Consider the following 16,693-nt stretch of genomic DNA (forward strand, 5'->3'; position numbering starts at 1 on the left):
TTAATTGATGAAGGAAGGTGGAATCGTGAGACGTCTCTTTGATGTGTCCGTTTCTATTCTCATGGCTGCTGTGTTGCTCATGAGTCAATCATGGGCCGTGACTGCTGCATATGCTGATTATTCAGTTAACGGATCTACTGACTCAACTAACTTGAATTCTGAAGACTCGAACGCTATTGATGATGGTTCAGGCCCTGAAGGACAAGAGTCGAATGCGTCCCCTGTTGTTAACGAGTCTCAAGACACGCAACAGGGTTCATCCGAAGATGTAAGCGAGGTCGTTGCTGACGATTCTGCCGTACGCAATCAGCTGACTGTCAAAAACGTAAGTGTTTCTGCCCATGTGCAGAATATTGGCTGGATGGATCCGGTTGGTTCGGGTAAGGTTGCCGGAACGACGGGTAGGGGCCTTAATCTCGAGGCGCTTAAAATCTCACTTGAAGTGGATGGAGCCGCGTCTCAAGAACAGATTGCCGCCGCCATATCCGTCGAGGCCCACGTCTCGAACGTCGGCTGGCAGCCCGCCGTCGGCAACGGCGGCACCGCCGGCACGACCGGCCAGTCCCGGGCCGTCGAGGCCCTGAGGGTCAGGCTGTCCGGCGAGCTGTCCGCCCGCTACACCGTCTGGTACCGCGTCCACTCCGCGGAGTTCGGGTGGCTCGGCTGGGCGTGCGACGGCGCCGACGCCGGCTCGGCGGGCTACGGCCGCGCCGTCCAGGCCGTCCAGGTCGCGGTCCTGCCCAAGGGCGACCCCGCCCCGGGCGATACTACCTCTCCCTTTAAGAACCGTAGCGATGATCCCGCTTCGATTTCCGTTCGCTCGCATACCTCGAATATTGGCTGGATGTCGCCCGTTAGAAGTGGATCTGTTGCGGGGACAACTGGTAGGGGCCTTCCCATGGAGGCTCTTGAAGCCCAGCTTGGCTGGTATGGCCACTCGGGTTCTATTGAGCTTCGTGGTCATGTCTCGAATGTTGGCTGGCAGCAGTGGTCTAAGGGGCACTGCGGCACGACTGGAAAGTCTCAGCGCCTCGAGGCCGTCCAGATTCGCTTGACCGGCGAGGCGGCCGATAAATATGACATTTGGTATTGCGCTCATGTGTCAGGCATAGGCTGGCTCGATTGGGCCTGTAATGGTGCTGCTGCTGGTTCTGCCGGTAAGGGCAGGGCTATCGAAGCGGTCAAAGTGGTTCTCGTGGAGAAAGGCGGAGCGGCGCCCGGTTCCTCGGCTAAGGTCTTTATTGGCGATCCAGACGCAGTTACGGTTTCCGGATCGGCCGTTTCTGGGGAGAGTCTTGGCTCCTCTTCTGGTCAAAAGGCCACGATCGGGGGCAAGGGTGCTAAACTGCTGAACTCTATTGCCCTGAGCGTTGCCGGTCAAACTGATAACGGGTCTATTTCTTATTCCGTTATGGATGGGTATTCAGGCTGGGGCGTTTCTTCATCGGATGGTGGCGCTGCCAAGGCGGTATCCGGTGCACCCATAAAAGCGATAAAAATGTCGTTGATCGGTCAACTTGCTGCCAATTATGACATTTGGTATCGAGTATGCGATTCCGGTAATGGCTGGACTGGCTGGGCGTCAAATGGTCAGGCATGTGGCGTTTCTGGTGGTTCTTCCGGTTTGTGCGGCATCGATGTTGCACTTGTAAATAAGGGTCAGTCTTCACCTGGCTCCTCTGCCAATGCATTTATCGAAACGCCTGGAATCGGTCTTGTATCTCAGGCGCACGTTGCTTCTGCGGGCTGGTTAGCTCCTGTTGGCAACGGTGAAACCGCTGGCCAGACGGGCAAGTCCCGCTCCCTGCAGGCTTTGTATGTTGCAACTCAGGGCATCGATGCCTCCGTCGAAGTGTCGGCACATGTTGCGAATATCGGCTGGCAGCCATACGTCTCGGGTGCTTCCTATGCTGGCACTGTTGGCAAGGGCCTCGCAATTCAGGCGGTTAAATTAAGGCTGACCGGGAACGACGCTTCAAAATATGATATTTACTACCGTATTCATGCTGCAGACTATGGTTGGCTTGGTTGGGCTAAAAATGAAGCTGCGGCTGGCACCGTTGGACTGTCTAAGCAGGCCGAGGCAATTCAAATTAAGTTGGTTGCCAAGGGTTCGTCCGACGCTCCTGTTCAAGACCATGATGCGTTGATCAAGCTTCCTGGGCTATCCGCTAAGGCAAATTGCTCCGGTCTTGGCTGGCAAGCGCCTGTTGGCAATGGCAGTGTTGCTGGAACGGTTGGACAGAACCGTGCCATGGAGGCCATGCAACTGTCGCTTTCCGATAGCTCCATGAGTGGCGGCATTTCGTATTCTGCCCATGTATCCAATATCGGTTGGCAGTCCGCTGTTTCAGATGGGGCTACATCGGGAACTGTTGGCCAAGGACAGCAAATCCAGGCTGTGAAGATTAACTTGACTGGCGATGTTTCCAATTACTTTGATGTTTGGTATCGCGTCCATGTGTCAAATTATGGTTGGCTTGGCTGGACCAAAAATGGATCATCGGCGGGCACCACGAAGCTTGGCATTCCTGTTCAGGCCTTACAGGTAAAGATTGTCCCTAAGGGCGCTTCCGCACCAGGCTCTACGTCTGATTCGTATTTTGAGACCTATCGATATATGGGATATCAGACCCCCGGCTCTTATCCAAAGGTTAGTTGCAATAGCGTACAGCTTCCTTCGTATTGCACCGGTTACTTCACGTATGTCACGCCTTCTCGAATTCCTTATAACGCTTCGCGACAGGATTGCATCAACGCCTTTATCCAGCGTGCACGTGAATATATCGGAACGCGTTATATCGAGCCTTGGTCTTCTTGGCCGGGGGATGCGGTTGATTGTTCGGGATTAGTGCTGCAATGTTTGTATGCGACTGGCATGGATATGGGTTGGTATAACCCCTATAACCATCGTTGGCTGCCTGAGCAGACGTATAACTCTATGAACTGGTATCGTAGCAACACGTTTATGCCGGTTAGCACCTCTGCCATGCAGAGGGGAGATGTGGTCTACTACCAGGGTCATATTGGAATCTATATCGGTAACGGTCGAATTATCGATTCGTGGCCGGGAATTGGAGTTACCGAACGTTCGGTTAACGCTCCCGGTCGTGTGATCGGTGCCGCAAGACCTTTTGCATAGAGCCTATTGAGGCGCTCCGTAATAGGAGCGCCTCTTTTTGTGTCGGGGGCATTGCTTTTCCAAGCTCAAAATGTGTTCTATGAAGTGCGGTAATATAACCATTGATTGTGTTGCTGTATTCAGCTGTTATCTTGGGGGATATACATGAAACGTCTAAAAGCGTATGCGGTTTTGGCTTGCGCGCTAGTAATGATTTGGTCGCAAGTCGCTCAGCCTTACTGTGCATATGCGCTGTCAGCTGAATCTGGCACTATCTCGCAATCGACATCTCAAGCGTCTGAAGAGCACGGATCCCAAGATGAAAGTTCCCAGGGAACACAGGTTGATTCTTCTGATTCCCAAGGTCAAACTGAATGGTACGGCGACGATGCAAATGCTGCTCGTCCTGACGAGGATTCAGACTTTAGTTCCGATGATCAGGCCGGGGTTGGTGCTGATGAGCCGGGCACTGATGATTCTGATGGTGAGGCTTCGGGCGATGTTTCCATCGAGACAGATTCCTCTGAATCCGACTCCCTAGAGCCTAACTCTTGGCGTTATGAAAACGGTGTCCTCATCAATGCGGGCAGCGACGACATCGATGCGCAGTCTTTTGCTGACGAAGCTTTGCCCAATGGTGCCGTTGCTCGTGGTATCGATGTCAGCAACTGTCAGGGGAAGATTGACTGGAATCAGGTTAAAGCCGCTGGGATTGATTTTGCCATTCTCAAGGTTGGACCTGTTTACGGAAAACCTGACGATTCTTTTGAGAGGAATGCTGCTGAATGTGAGCGCCTCGGTATTCCTTATGGTGTGTATTACTACTCCTACGCCCGTTCTGTAAAGGATGCCAATAAAGAGGCTGACAGGACACTTGCTTGGCTCGGTGGCCATCATCCGTCGCTTCCCGTTTACTACGATCTTGAGGATAGCTATATCCTGCAGGATCCAAATTTCAGCAAAGATAAGCTCGCCCAGATTGCGCAGGCTTTTTGTAACCGTATGGAGGCCGTTGGCTTTAAGTCGGGTATCTATGCGAACCTTAACTGGCTCAACAACTACTTGGATAGTCCGTCTCTGAGCGGTTATGACCATTGGGTCGCTCAATATAATTGGCGTTGCGATTATGCTGGCAGCTACAGTTTCTGGCAGTATTCAAACAGCGGCAATGTCCCGGGCGTTAACGGACGCTGTGACATGAACTATTGCTTCAACGGTTCTCTTCTGAACGTAGACGACAGCAAGATGCATATTCAGTATGAGGCGCATGTCTCGAATATTGGCTGGATGAGCAGCAAGCGTGACGGATCTACAGCTGGCACTACAGGGCAGTCTAAATCAGTGGAGGATCTTAAGGTCAGCATCTTGAATCCCGTTGAAGATGGCTCTGTGCAAATTAACGCCAATGTAAGTGGCATCGGCTGGCAGGGCTGGGACACCCCCTCGGCCTCCGAGGGCGGAACCACCGGCCAGGGCCGTGCCGTCGAGGCCGTGCGCCTGAGGCTCACGGGCTCCCTCGCGAAGGACTACGACGTCTACTACCGCGTCCACGCCTCCAACATCGGCTGGATGGCCTGGGCCAAGGACGGCGGGGAGGCCGGCACCACGGGCTTCGGCAGGAGCGTCGAGGCCGTCCAGATCAGGCTGGTCAAGAAGGGCGACGCCGCCCCCTCTTCCGACGGCGCCAACGTCGACTACGCCTTCAAGAAGAAGCCCATGTCCCTGACCTATCGGGCCCACGTCTCCAACGTGGGCTGGCAGGGCGCTGTGTCCGACGGGGCGACCGCCGGCACCACCGGCCGCGGCCTCGCCCTCGAGGACCTCAAGCTCTCGCTCGACAGCTCCGACTACTCGGACGGCTCTTCCGTCCAGATCGATGCCCATGTCTCGGGCATCGGCTGGCAGGGCTGGGACACCCCCTCGGCCTCCGAGGGCGGAACCACCGGCCAGGGCCGTGCCGTCGAGGCCGTGCGCCTGAGGCTCACGGGCTCCCTCGCGAAGGACTACGACGTCTACTACCGCGTCCACGCCTCCAACATCGGCTGGATGGCCTGGGCCAAGGACGGCGGGGAGGCCGGTACTACCGGTATGTCCTGTTCCCTCGAGGCTGTTCAGATTAAGCTCATTAAGAAGGGCGCTTCTCATCCTGATACGTCGGGATATTCCCATCTTGAAATACCTACGTTGACGTATTCCTCTCAGGTTAAAGGTGCTTGGCAGAATTCTGTCTCGGCCGGAGAGATGTCCGGTACAACTGGTCAGGGAATTCCCATCACCGGGTTTTCGGCTAAAACTTGTTCATCTGTTGCCGGCGGGATTAATTATCAACTGCATCTTTCGAATGTAGGTTGGACTTCTGGTAAGTCAAACGGGGATCAACTGTCGTCTGCTACTGAGTCCAATTCGGTTGAAGCAATTAAAGTCTCCCTGTCAGGTGACTTGGCAACTTATTTCGATGTCTGGTATAGGGTCCATGTCGATAACGTCGGCTGGCTTGGTTGGACTAGAAATGGTACAGTTGCCGGTAGCACTGGTTATGGAACGCATGTCCAAGCTGTCCAAGTTCGCCTTACAAGGAAGGGCGCCAATGCCCCCGGAAGCACCGTTTCGCCGTGTTTGCTTGGGCAACCTTCCGCGTTTGCAAATCCCATGCAGAAGAAGATTGTAGATCTTGCCCGACAGGTACCGTCTCCTGGTCCGGGATTGTGCTCCGAGTGGATTGCAGATATCTACGAGCGTGCCGGATTTAGGAACGTCCATACGGATGCCTGCGATTACTACTGGGATTATTGCAAATACACCGATTATTCTCAGCTGAAAGTCGGAATGGTCATTGCCGTTCCTTCGCATACGCATACACGCATGGGCAGCATTTACGGTCACGTTTGTCTTTATATCGGCAATAATCAGGTAATGGATAACGTCGGTCAGATTAGGACACTCGATATGGCGTATTGGTTGGATTATTATTCCACCTCATACAAGCCAAAATGGGGCTGGTATGACAACGTGCCGCTTGCATAGCTGATCGTAATTCGTGTCTTCACACAGGTTCTAACAGATACTCTGACTTAAACGAACGGGTCGTTTTGCAACGGTCCGTTCGTTTCTACTTAAGTGCCATTCACGTTTTCGGTATTTAAGCAATTGCCGAAACGGTAAATAATGATGCTAAAGATGGTCGAGTGATGGGGGAGTCGAATGAAAAAGACGCAACGGTTGCTAGCAACGGCAATGACGCCATTACTAATCCTCCAATGTCTTCTGACGCCCCTTTCTGTCTGGGCTGATACCTTACAGGTGCAGCCGGAGGCTACTGATTATTCCGACGGTGCTGCCAGCAGCTCGAAAGACGAGGGCCCCGTCTTAAGTAACGAACAACAGGGGGCTGAAGTCGAGCAGCCGACTGTGTCAGACGATGACTCTTCCTCATCCGTTTCTAGCGAGTCTACCTCCAATGCAACTGATTCGGCGAAACCCGAAAATGATGTATCCACTGTATTTGGCTCTGTTTCATACCAGACTCATGTGCAGGATATTGGCTGGCAAGCTCCCGTTTCAAATGGAATGACTGCCGGCACTACAGGTCGTGCAAAGCGCGTCGAAGCCCTCAAGATCAATCTGCTTTCACAGGATGGCAGCCCTTTGGGGAATGACAGCATTTCGGTCCAATCACACATTTCCGGGATCGGATGGGAGCTTCAGCCGGTTGGCAACGGGCGGGCTTCTGGAACAGTTGGACAGTCGCGAGCCATCGAGGCAATCAAGCTATCCTTGTCGGGCAGTCTTTCTGATTCGTATGACATTTGGTATCGCGTTCATTCTGCAAATGTTGGTTGGCTTGGCTGGGCCTCAAATGGTGAACCTGCTGGAACACAGGGCTATGCTTACCAGATCGAAGCTATTCAGATTAAGGTGCTTCCAAAATATGCTCAAGATGCGCCAGCGCGTGGCGATGCCTTTAGGGATCATTCTCAGGAACCGCCTACCGTTTCCTATCGATCTCATGTCTCTAATGTCGGACGGATGGGTGCTGTCGCGGACGGAAAGACATCGGGGGTCATTGACTCAAGAAATGCAATTGAGGCACTGTCGCTTGGTGTTAATTGGTATGGTCACGGAGGCTCTATTTCCTCTCGCGCGCATGTCTCTGGCATTGGTTGGCAAGACTGGTCTTCAGGCGTCATTGGCACGACCGGGCAGTCTCGATCCATTGAGGCCGTTCAGTTTAAGCTGAACGGCGAGATTTCTGCAACTTATGGCATTTGGTACCGTGTGTATGCTTCCAAATTGGGCGGATGGCTGGGCTGGACGTCTAACGGGTCTCCTGCGGGCTCGGTGGGGAAGGGTGCCGCCATTCAGGGTGTTCAGATTTTATTGGTCGAAAAAAGCGGATCTGCTCCCGGCGATACGTTGAACCATTTCATTGGGGCAACGGATGTTCTAAGCGGGAGCTCGCTCGGTCTTAACGGAAAAAGCCTGGGCTCCGTACAAGGCAAATCAATCTTATTGGGCTCTGAGAACGGCTCTGAACCTTTAACCTCGCTCTCTATCTCGTTTGATAATCAAGAGATTTTAGGCTCAATTGACTATTTCGGCTTCTTTGAATTTGGCGGATGGAGTGGTGCTGTTTCTGACGGTGCTGCGCTTAACTCTAAAAACGATGGGCGTGTTTTAAAGGCGGTGAGATTGACTCTTACTGGAGATTTGTCTAAAGCCTATGACGTTTGGTATCGCTGTTTTGATTCCAAAAAAGGATGGCTTGGTTGGGCGTGCAATGGCTCGGATGCGGGGGCAACGATATCGGGTTCATTCCTTAAGGCTGTCGAAGTAAGGATTGTCGGTAAAGGCGCCGGCGCTCCCGGGATAACGGACGGAGCATTTGTTTCTGATGCTTCCGCCGATTGCGCCCACGTTGTATATCAGGCTCATTCGGCTAACCGTGGGTGGTCTCCATCTGTTTTAGATGGGCAAGATGCCGGCACAACGGGAAAATCGCTTTCGCTTCAAGCTTTAAACGTGTCGTTGTCCGGTGTGGATGACGATTCTCAAATTGAGGCAAGAGCACATGTTGCCAATATTGGTTGGCAGGAATGGCGATCTGCCGGTTATGTTGGGACCGTTGGACAAGGATTGGCCATTCAGGCTCTTGAGCTGCGCTTAAATGGTTCCCTCGCGAATCAATATGACATTTACTATCGAGTTCATTCGGCTGGTTATGGCTGGTTGGGTTGGGCCAAAAACGGCGATTCCGCTGGAACTACCGGGCTTAATATCCAGATAGAAGCTGTTCAAATTAAGCTTGTGGCGAATGGCGGGGATCCTGGCACGTCGTCTAAGCCCGCATTTATCTCGACGCCAGCTCTGACGCTCCAGGTGCATGTCGCCACACTTGGCTGGATGAATCCTGTTGGTAATGGCGGTGTTGCGGGTACGACTGACAGATCACTTGCGATTGAGGCGCTGAAGCTAAATGTCTCCAGTAGCGTATCGGGCGGTATTGAGTACTCCGCTCATGTGCAGGATGTGGGTTGGCAAGGCTGGGCTTCCAATGGGAATGTCGCTGGCACGGTAGGCCGCGCAAAGCGTACCGAGGCTCTTAAGATCAGGTTGACCGGTGATTTATCGAACTACTTTGATGTTTGGTATCGAGCATATTGCCAAGACTTCGGATGGCTCGATTGGGCTTCAAACGGGCAGCCTGCGGGCACATCTACGATAGGCTGCAGAGTCGAGTCGGTTCAAGTGAAGGTTGTTCCCAAAGGCGCTGGTGCTCCCGGTCCTACTGGGCGCCCGTTTACCGATCAGCCCTTACTACCTGCCGATATGATGGCCATGCTTAATCGAGCTAATAGATATTCGAGCAATTCAAGCTGGCTCATTATGGTTGACAGGCAAGCATGCCGCCTTGGAGTTATTCGTGGACAGCGCGGGTCGTGGAGTTATGCTCAATACTGGGTTTGCTCTACTGGTGTCCCTAGTACTCCAACGCCTACGGGTGAGTATACCGTCACCGGCAAGGGTCACTCGTTTGGACATGGGTATACCTGCTACTACTATACGCAGTTTTACGGGGACTATCTGTTTCATTCAATACCGTACTACCAGGGAACTTTTAATCCCATGGACAGCCGGATGGGATTGCATATTTCACAAGGCTGCGTGCGTTTGCCCATTGATCGCGCTAAATGGATTTGGGATAACGTGCCTCTTGCTACCAAGGTGGTAATCTACTAGTTATTCCCGTAGACGCTGAGAGTTTGTTAGCGGGCCCTTTCCTGTTGCCGTTGTCTTAGCAACGGGAAAGGGCCCTTGCCTTTGGATGGGCTCCTTTTTCTTCGTTCACCTAATTGGTGACATTAATGAAGCTAACTCTCGATAGTATGGTTATTGACGGCTGTCTATCTAGGAGGCGATTCTCTTGAAAAGGCAATTTAGAGCATTTGTTGTTCTGATTTCCTGCTTCATGTCGATGCTGCTATTGAGCCCTTTGGCTTGTTGGGCGGATCAAAATGTTGGTACCAACGAATATGAATCCGTTCCAGAGGCCCAATCAGACTCTTCGGATCAAACTGCTGTTGTAGCCGATGAATCAGCGCCTTCGATCGATGCTGCCGTGGAGTCCAAAGAGGAGATCCCGGATGTCAGCTATAAATCTCATATTTCTGGCATTGGTTGGGAGTCGACGTTTACATCGAATGGTTCGATCTCTGGCACAACGGGCCAGTCTCGTAGGCTTGAGGCGCTCAGAGTTTCTCTTCCTAATTCAGAAGACCTTGGTATCGAATACCGCTCGCATGTGCAAAATGAAGGCTGGCAGGATTGGGTTTCTAATGGAGCCGTCTCCGGCACAACGGGGAGGGGCCTTCAGATTGAAGCTGTCGAGCTCAAGCTGACGGGTGACAGGTCGGCTTCTTATGACCTGTATTATCGCGTTCATGCTTCTAATTTCGGTTGGCTTGGTTGGGCCTCAAATGGGTCGACTGCGGGAACCACCGGTTGGTCCTATGCCGTTGAAGCAATACAGATCGTCATTGTAAAGAAGGGTGATGCGGCGCCCGGTGATACCGCTGGTGCCTATGTCCCGTATGTCTTTAATTGCTCTCTTTCTCAGGTTGGGGAGACGACTAAAGTGACCCTGAATATTCCGCACGTTGAGGAAATAAAACGACTCGGCATCGCTGATTCGATAAGGGTGGCGGGCTCCATGTCGTATGGAGGGAAGGTCACCCGTTCCGTTTCAAGTACGATTGCACTCGGAGATTTGGATTCCGGCTCCAGCGAAATTGAATTTAACGATTATGGTCCGTTTGACGTTACGTTGCAGTATTTGAAGAACGGAAACATCGTTCATGAGGACCATCAGCCAATCGGCATTTCTGCGAGTGAATACAACCTTGCCCCTTTGAGTGCTTCTTTCCCCGTTGTTCTCTATTCGCTATCTTTCTGGGACATCAGCACCTCTTCTGCTGGAACGACCATTCCGTCAATCGTAATGCTCGATCGTCCAAATGCCTATAACTGGAACTCGCTTCCATCCGGGATGTATGGCCTTCCGTATTTGACTCATGATGAGAATGCTTCTAGTTCAAGCTATCAGGCGTTTGCGGATTATGTCGCTGCTCTCTTCAAGATCAACCCCAAGGCAAAGTTCAATCTGTATATCAATGACATCACCTGCTCGTTGATCCATAGGATGATTTACGCCAATAAGATTCCCACTGGCCAATACTCCATTCGGCTGTTGTCCGATGGATCCGCCACGTATGTCTTTACCAACGAGGCCTTCGACGTAAAGGATCCAGATTCTAAGCAAGCGGAACTGATTGCTTTATGGAATGCTGCCAAGAATAAGGAATACGAAACCGGTGAGGTGTCAAAGTCGTATAGCGATTATCACGATCGCTGGGATTCTATGTATGCTGTGCTGAGTATTGAGCCTGGCACTCAGTGGTGGATGACTCGAACCAATCTGTTTACGAGCGGTGACGATAATGCCTTTGCGAATAAGATCGCATCCGATCCTAACGTTAAGAAGATGAACGTTTCGAGCATGCTTACGAGCCTGCAGAATAGGGGAGAGGACACGGTCCAAGCGTTTAAGGCTCTGTACAACTTTAACGATGGTTATTTTGATGCGGCTACTCAGCAGGGCAAAAAGGTAATGATGCTGCTTGGAACGTATGTTACTTACGAGCAGAATTTTGACGACTATGCCAACTTGACCGAGGTTATCTATGGCGATGACTATTTGTATTATTACAAGGGGCATCCAAACACGCCGACGGGCATGTATCCCCAAAAGCAGGAACAGCTTGACCGTCTGGGCATTACCGATGTCGATTCTTCCGTTGCTGCAGAGCTGATTCTCTTCTTTAATCCGGAGATCGGTCTGTCTGGATATGGGTCTAGTACGTATAACTCGGCCAGCGCCGATGCTGCTGGTGGACTTTGGAATTCAACGAAGTCCGAAGCGTTGAAGCCCGGCGCTGCTATCGATTATTCGATTATGGATTGGTTTGCTTCGCCTATTACTGAGGACTCAGACGAGGCTATCAGGTCCCTTTGCAAGCAAGGTGACTCCTGTTATCTCGTGGAGTTTTCGGATTCCATACTTGCTACGGCCAATTACGACTTTGCTATCTATTCGCATAATAGTGGAGCTCTAACTTATTTCAAGAAGGGCGAGTCGGGCTACGACGTCGTCAAGGTGTCACGAGGCTCGCTTGATGTTTTGGCAACTTCGCATGTTTCGAATGACGGCTGGCAGTCGGCTTGCAAGGGCGGAAATGTTTCTGGCACCGTTGGTCAGTCCAAAGCTGTCGAGGCTATTACTCTCAACCTGCAGAATGCTCCCTACGATGGCAGCTTGGAGTACAGGGCGCATGTTTCCGATTACGGTTGGCAAGATTATGTGAAAGAGGGAGAAGTTTCCGGTTCTACGGGTCAGAGCAAGTCTGTCCAGGCTATTCAAATTCGACTTACTGGTGAGATGGCTAATCGTTATGACGTTTACTATCGTGCTCATGTTCAGGACAAGGGCTGGCTTGGTTGGGCCTGCAATGATCAGGTTGCCGGAACGACTGGGTTTGGCTTGAGGCTCGAGGCATACCAGGTCGTTTTGGTTGAAAAGGGTTCGCCTGCTCCAGGGGATACGAATCAGCCCTCGATTCAGAGAACGTTTTCGATTAAGGCTCATGTTTCAAACCTTGGTTGGCAGGAACCTGTTTATGAGGGCATGACGGCGGGCACAACTGGTCGAAATCTTGCTATTGAGGCGTTGACGATTAGCAAGCCCGACCTTGGGTATTCCGGTAACATCGAGTATCGAGCTCACGTTCAGAATATCGGCTGGCAAAAGTGGGTCAAGAACGGCAAGCTGGCCGGCACCACGGGTAAGTCTCTTTCTATTGAAGCTGTAGAAATTAAGCTTACGGGTGATCTCTCCAAGCATTATGACGTTGTTTATAGGGCGCATGTGCAGGGCAAGGGTTGGCTCGATTGGGTTAAATCGGGCGAGTGGGCAGGTACGACTGGAGAAGCCCTGCATATGGAAGCGTTTGAGGTTAAGTTGGTTGATAAATAGTAAGTGATGTAAGTCTATCATCTATCCGCTATTGCAGTAATTCAGTGGTTTAGTCCAACTGTATTAGTTTAATCTTGAAGGAGTTTATGATTTTTCGTAAACTCCTTTAGCTTAGCTACTAATTAATTGTAGGGACTCGTTTATGAATTCATGTGCAAAACGATGCAAGTCTTATGGCGTTTTATTTGCTGTAATGTTTGTGGCTGCGTTATTAGTCGCAATTTATTATTGCAATTTGAAAACAGGGTTTCATGTTGACGAGCTGTGGACTTTCGGCCTCTCGAATAGTTTTTATTTTCCACATATTTTTTGGGAAAACAATATGGATGCCAACTGGATGGATCCTACGTTCATTCAGTCTTATTTGACAGTTGATACAGGGCATGTGTTTCGGTTTGATTCGGTTTTATATAATCTGAGTAATGACGCACATCCTCCTCTCTATTTTTTCATTATTCATACCGTTTGCTCACTGTTTCCGAATGAATTTAGCAAATGGTTTGGCTTGGTTCCTAATCTATGTTTCTATTCACTCAGTTTAGTATTTTTATTTAAGCTTTCTTACAAAGTGTTTCAGAGTAAGCCAGTCGCTCTAATTTTAATGGCACTTTGGGCTTTCAGTCCCATAGCGTTAAATCTAGTGACCTACATTCGAATGTATCTGTTATTGGTGACACTTGCCCTAGCATTTCTTGATGCGTTATACGATATGTTTAATGTTGCTTTCGCCAATCGATCGGTTTATTTCCGCCTATTTGTTATTTCTTTATTGGGGTTTTTAACTCACTTCTATTTCTATATTTATCTCTTTTTTGTTTCCTGTTTTTTTACTATTTATTTTTGGGCAAGAAAAGGGTGGATGTTCTCCTTTAAATATGGAGTCACGATTGTCTTATCGGTTTGTCTGTCATTTATCATATTTCCTCCAGCATTAAGCAACATGTTTGGGAATCATTATGTCGAATCGGCCTCATCGCAATCAGGGGTAATGGTATTACTTAGACGAATTTGGCAATTTCTAGGTTCGTCGTCCGTTGATTTGTTCTTCGGATCAAGGCTTCTTTTGATTGCCAGCTTCTGTTTGTCAATTGCCCTTTGTTTCTACTTGCTATGGAATAAAAAAATTAATCGTGAGCATCCTGAGTCGATTTATATAGTTTTATTATTTAATTCATCCCTTGTTTTTTACGTCACAGCTTGCTATGTATCTCCTTTTACTTCGTCAAGATACATATGCTTAGCATATCCAGGATTACTGCTATTTGGATTTGGAATGTTCTTGTATCTATTTAGATATTTGCAAATTCGCTATAGAAATAATACTGATTTCAATTTTCGGGGCACTATTTTAGTTTCTGTTGTATTTGTTTGCGCAATTATTGCTGCAGATTCTGTTTTCTTTTCTTCCAATGCTTTGTATTTATATCCGAAATCTGCTGACAATGAAGCCGCAGTAGAGAAGTACGCGGGTTCAACGGGGCTCTTTGTCTCTTATGATTACTATCAGCTCACTGCGAAGCTATTAGAAGTTGCCAAATTGTCTCGCATTCATGCGCTGATTCCTGATCAGAAAGCTATTAGCAGTTTTTGCGATAGAAATTATATTGATTCTGATGATCTGGTTGTTTACATGAATAATCACGACTGCGAAGAAGAGGTTCTTTCTCAACTGAAAGATGAACTAGGATATAGTGGTTTTAAAAAACTGCCCGGATATACTCAAATCGATGATGGAACCTCTTGTTTTGTTTATGTCCTTTATAGATAACAGTGGGAAAAGGGTCTTTAATGAAACGAGATTCGGTGATTCAATTTCTGAAGTTTTCGATTGTTGGACTTTCAAATACAATCGTTTCTTACTTAGTCTACGCGGCACTCCTTTTTATTGGAGTGAACTATATTGTCGCCAATATAGTTTCATATTTTGCTGGTGTCATCAATTCCTTCTATTGGAACAATAAATTTGTTTTTGATAATGAGAGATCGGATTTGAGTTCACTTATTTCAAGTTTTTCCAAGCTGCTTGCTTCGAGTGCTTTTACTGGATTGATTATCAACAACATCCTTTTGTACTTTTGGGTTAGTGTGCTTGGAATTTCTTCTATTCTTGGTCCACTGCTTAACTTGTTTGTAACTTATCCTCTTAATTATATTTTAAGTAAGTATTGGGCATTTAAGTGATGGGTGCTTGCATGACAAAGATGGACATATTGCCGATTCTCTATCTCGTGGTTCCTTGTTATAACGAGGAGAGCGTTTTGCGGGAAACCTCTAAAAGGCTTTTTGAGAAGTTTTCCACTTTAGTAAAATTGTCTCAGATTAATGCGAACAGTAAGGTTTTGTTAGTTGACGATGGGTCATCCGATAAGACTTGGGAGATCATCGAAAGTCTTCATCAATCTAATTCCTTATTCTGTGGACTTAAGCTCTCTAGGAATTGTGGCCATCAGAAGGCTTTACTTTCTGGGTTACACAAGGCAGCGGAGTTTGCTGATTTAATAGCATCGATGGACGCTGATTTACAAGATGATATCAATGCGCTTGATGAAATGGTTTCAAGAGCTCGCGAAGGCTATGAAGTTGTATATGGTGTACGAAATGATCGTTCTAGTGATTCCTTTCTAAAACGTTTTACCGCACAATCTTTTTATCGCTTACAGTCTTCGTTGGGTGTCGATGCTGTTTATAACCATGCTGACTATAGATTGATGTCCAAGCGTGCTGTTCTTGCATTGTCTCAATTCCGTGAGGTTAATCTATTTCTTCGTGGTTTGGTTCCTTTAGTTGGTTTCAAATCTTGCTGCGTGTATTATTCGCGAGGGAAACGGTTTGCCGGCGAATCTAAATACACGCTCGGTAAAATGTTGTCATTTGCTTTTGAAGGTATAACGTCTTTTAGTACTAAACCGATTAGGATAATTACTCTCACCGGTTTAATCATTTCTATTTTTAGTTTATTTGCACTTGTATATCTTTTAATTGGTCATTTTATTGGCGATGTACAAGTTGGCTGGACAAGCATCATTATGTCAATTTGGTGTCTTGGCGGACTTCAACTTTTGGCTTTGGGTGTCATCGGCGAGTACGTTGGAAAGACTTATATGGAGACGAAGCATCGTCCTCGCTATTTTATTGAGGAATTTTTGTCCGATAAGGAGGACAAGGATGCCTAAAGTTAGTGTGTTGATGCCTTGTTTTAATGGTGCTAAGTACATTTTGAAGGCAATTGATTCGGTGTTAAGCCAGTCTTTCCGCGATTTCGAATTATTAATTTTCGATGATCAGTCAACTGATGGAACATTTGAGATTGTTTCCAAGCTAACGGATTCTCGAATTAAGGTATTTAGGAACTCCAGTAATCTCGGTCTTGTTGGAAACTGGAATAATGCCATTGAGAATTCTTCTGGCGAGTATATTCATTTCCTCTTTCAGGATGATATTTTGTTACCCGGGGCTCTTGAGTCTGAGGTTGCAGCACTGGATGCTAATCCAAAGTGCTCCCTCTGCTTCAGCGCTTCATGTGTTATTGACTCGAATGGTGCCATTACAATGAAGAGGAGACCTTTTAAGCGGGATATGGTTTTAAAAGGCTCTGATTTTGCCCGCAAGACATTTCGAACTCATAATATCTATGGAGAGCCTTCTAATGTCATGTTTCGTAGAGATTGCTGGCAAAAGGTTGGACCCTTTAATGATTCTTTGTGTTACTCCCCTGATTGGGAGTATTGGATTCGTCTATCACTTAATGGTGATGTCTGCTATCTAGACTCAATTTATTCCTATTTTAGAGTGTGCAACGAATCTACTACGAACTCACTTTTTAAGGATAAAAAAGAGCAATTGAAACGCGATGAGTTTGATTTTGTGCGAGCAATCTGTTCACTCGATGGTATCAATATATCGTCGGTTGATTTAACCGCTCGTAAATTGTCGCTCTCAATCAGGAACATTGCTAAACGGATTTATTTTTCCGTTCACTGACTTTG

8 protein-coding genes are annotated in these 16,693 nt (G+C 48.5%); all 8 read left to right on the forward strand.

The features are described from left to right. The first annotated feature begins 25 nt into the window (after positions 1 to 25). The 8 genes from DWV58_RS03265 to DWV58_RS03295 all read left to right on the forward strand — a co-directional run bounded on the left by DWV58_RS03265 (position 26) and on the right by DWV58_RS03295 (position 16,688). Positions 26 to 3,142, forward strand: a complete 3,117-nt coding sequence (locus DWV58_RS03265; protein WP_158564515.1) for an NlpC/P60 family protein — start codon at positions 26 to 28, stop codon at positions 3,140 to 3,142. A 144-nt stretch (positions 3,143 to 3,286) separates the two neighbouring features. After that, on the forward strand, positions 3,287 to 6,145 hold the full coding sequence (locus tag DWV58_RS03270; protein WP_117776173.1) for a GH25 family lysozyme: 2,859 nt from the start codon (positions 3,287 to 3,289) through the stop codon (positions 6,143 to 6,145). 177 nt (positions 6,146 to 6,322) lie between these two features. Next, complete coding sequence (locus DWV58_RS03275; protein WP_117776174.1) at positions 6,323 to 9,358, forward strand: L,D-transpeptidase family protein; 3,036 nt, start codon at positions 6,323 to 6,325, stop codon at positions 9,356 to 9,358. Between the two features lie 184 nt (positions 9,359 to 9,542). Next, positions 9,543 to 12,707: a hypothetical protein gene (locus tag DWV58_RS03280; protein ID WP_117776175.1), complete on the forward strand. Its 3,165-nt coding sequence runs from the start codon at positions 9,543 to 9,545 to the stop codon at positions 12,705 to 12,707. 142 nt (positions 12,708 to 12,849) lie between these two features. Further along, positions 12,850 to 14,475 (forward strand): hypothetical protein, encoded by a 1,626-nt coding sequence (locus tag DWV58_RS09795; RefSeq protein ID WP_147345858.1) that lies wholly within the window; start codon positions 12,850 to 12,852, stop codon positions 14,473 to 14,475. A gap of 20 nt (positions 14,476 to 14,495) precedes the next feature. Continuing rightward, positions 14,496 to 14,888 carry a GtrA family protein gene (locus tag DWV58_RS03285; RefSeq protein WP_117776176.1) on the forward strand — a complete coding sequence of 131 codons (393 nt, stop codon included), beginning with the start codon at positions 14,496 to 14,498 and terminating at the stop codon, positions 14,886 to 14,888. Between the two features lie 11 nt (positions 14,889 to 14,899). After that, positions 14,900 to 15,880 carry a glycosyltransferase family 2 protein gene (locus DWV58_RS03290; RefSeq protein WP_117776177.1) on the forward strand — a complete coding sequence of 327 codons (981 nt, stop codon included), beginning with the start codon at positions 14,900 to 14,902 and terminating at the stop codon, positions 15,878 to 15,880. Further along, positions 15,873 to 16,688 carry a glycosyltransferase gene (locus tag DWV58_RS03295; protein ID WP_117776178.1) on the forward strand — a complete coding sequence of 272 codons (816 nt, stop codon included), beginning with the start codon at positions 15,873 to 15,875 and terminating at the stop codon, positions 16,686 to 16,688. Before DWV58_RS03290 ends, DWV58_RS03295 begins: the two co-directional genes overlap by 8 nt. Positions 16,689 to 16,693 lie beyond the last annotated feature (5 nt).

The organism is Collinsella sp. AF11-11 (assembly GCF_003465485.1).
Classification (GTDB): Bacteria; Actinomycetota; Coriobacteriia; order Coriobacteriales; family Coriobacteriaceae; genus Collinsella.

Coding starts and splice junctions, on each gene's coding strand:
- DWV58_RS03270 (WP_117776173.1), top strand. CDS start 3,287: ATGAAACGTCTAAAAGCGTATGCGGTTTTGGCTTGCGCGCTAGTAATG.
- DWV58_RS03275 (WP_117776174.1), top strand. CDS start 6,323: ATGAAAAAGACGCAACGGTTGCTAGCAACGGCAATGACGCCATTACTA.
- DWV58_RS09795 (WP_147345858.1), top strand. CDS start 12,850: ATGAATTCATGTGCAAAACGATGCAAGTCTTATGGCGTTTTATTTGCT.
- DWV58_RS03285 (WP_117776176.1), top strand. CDS start 14,496: ATGAAACGAGATTCGGTGATTCAATTTCTGAAGTTTTCGATTGTTGGA.
- DWV58_RS03290 (WP_117776177.1), top strand. CDS start 14,900: ATGACAAAGATGGACATATTGCCGATTCTCTATCTCGTGGTTCCTTGT.
- DWV58_RS03295 (WP_117776178.1), top strand. CDS start 15,873: ATGCCTAAAGTTAGTGTGTTGATGCCTTGTTTTAATGGTGCTAAGTAC.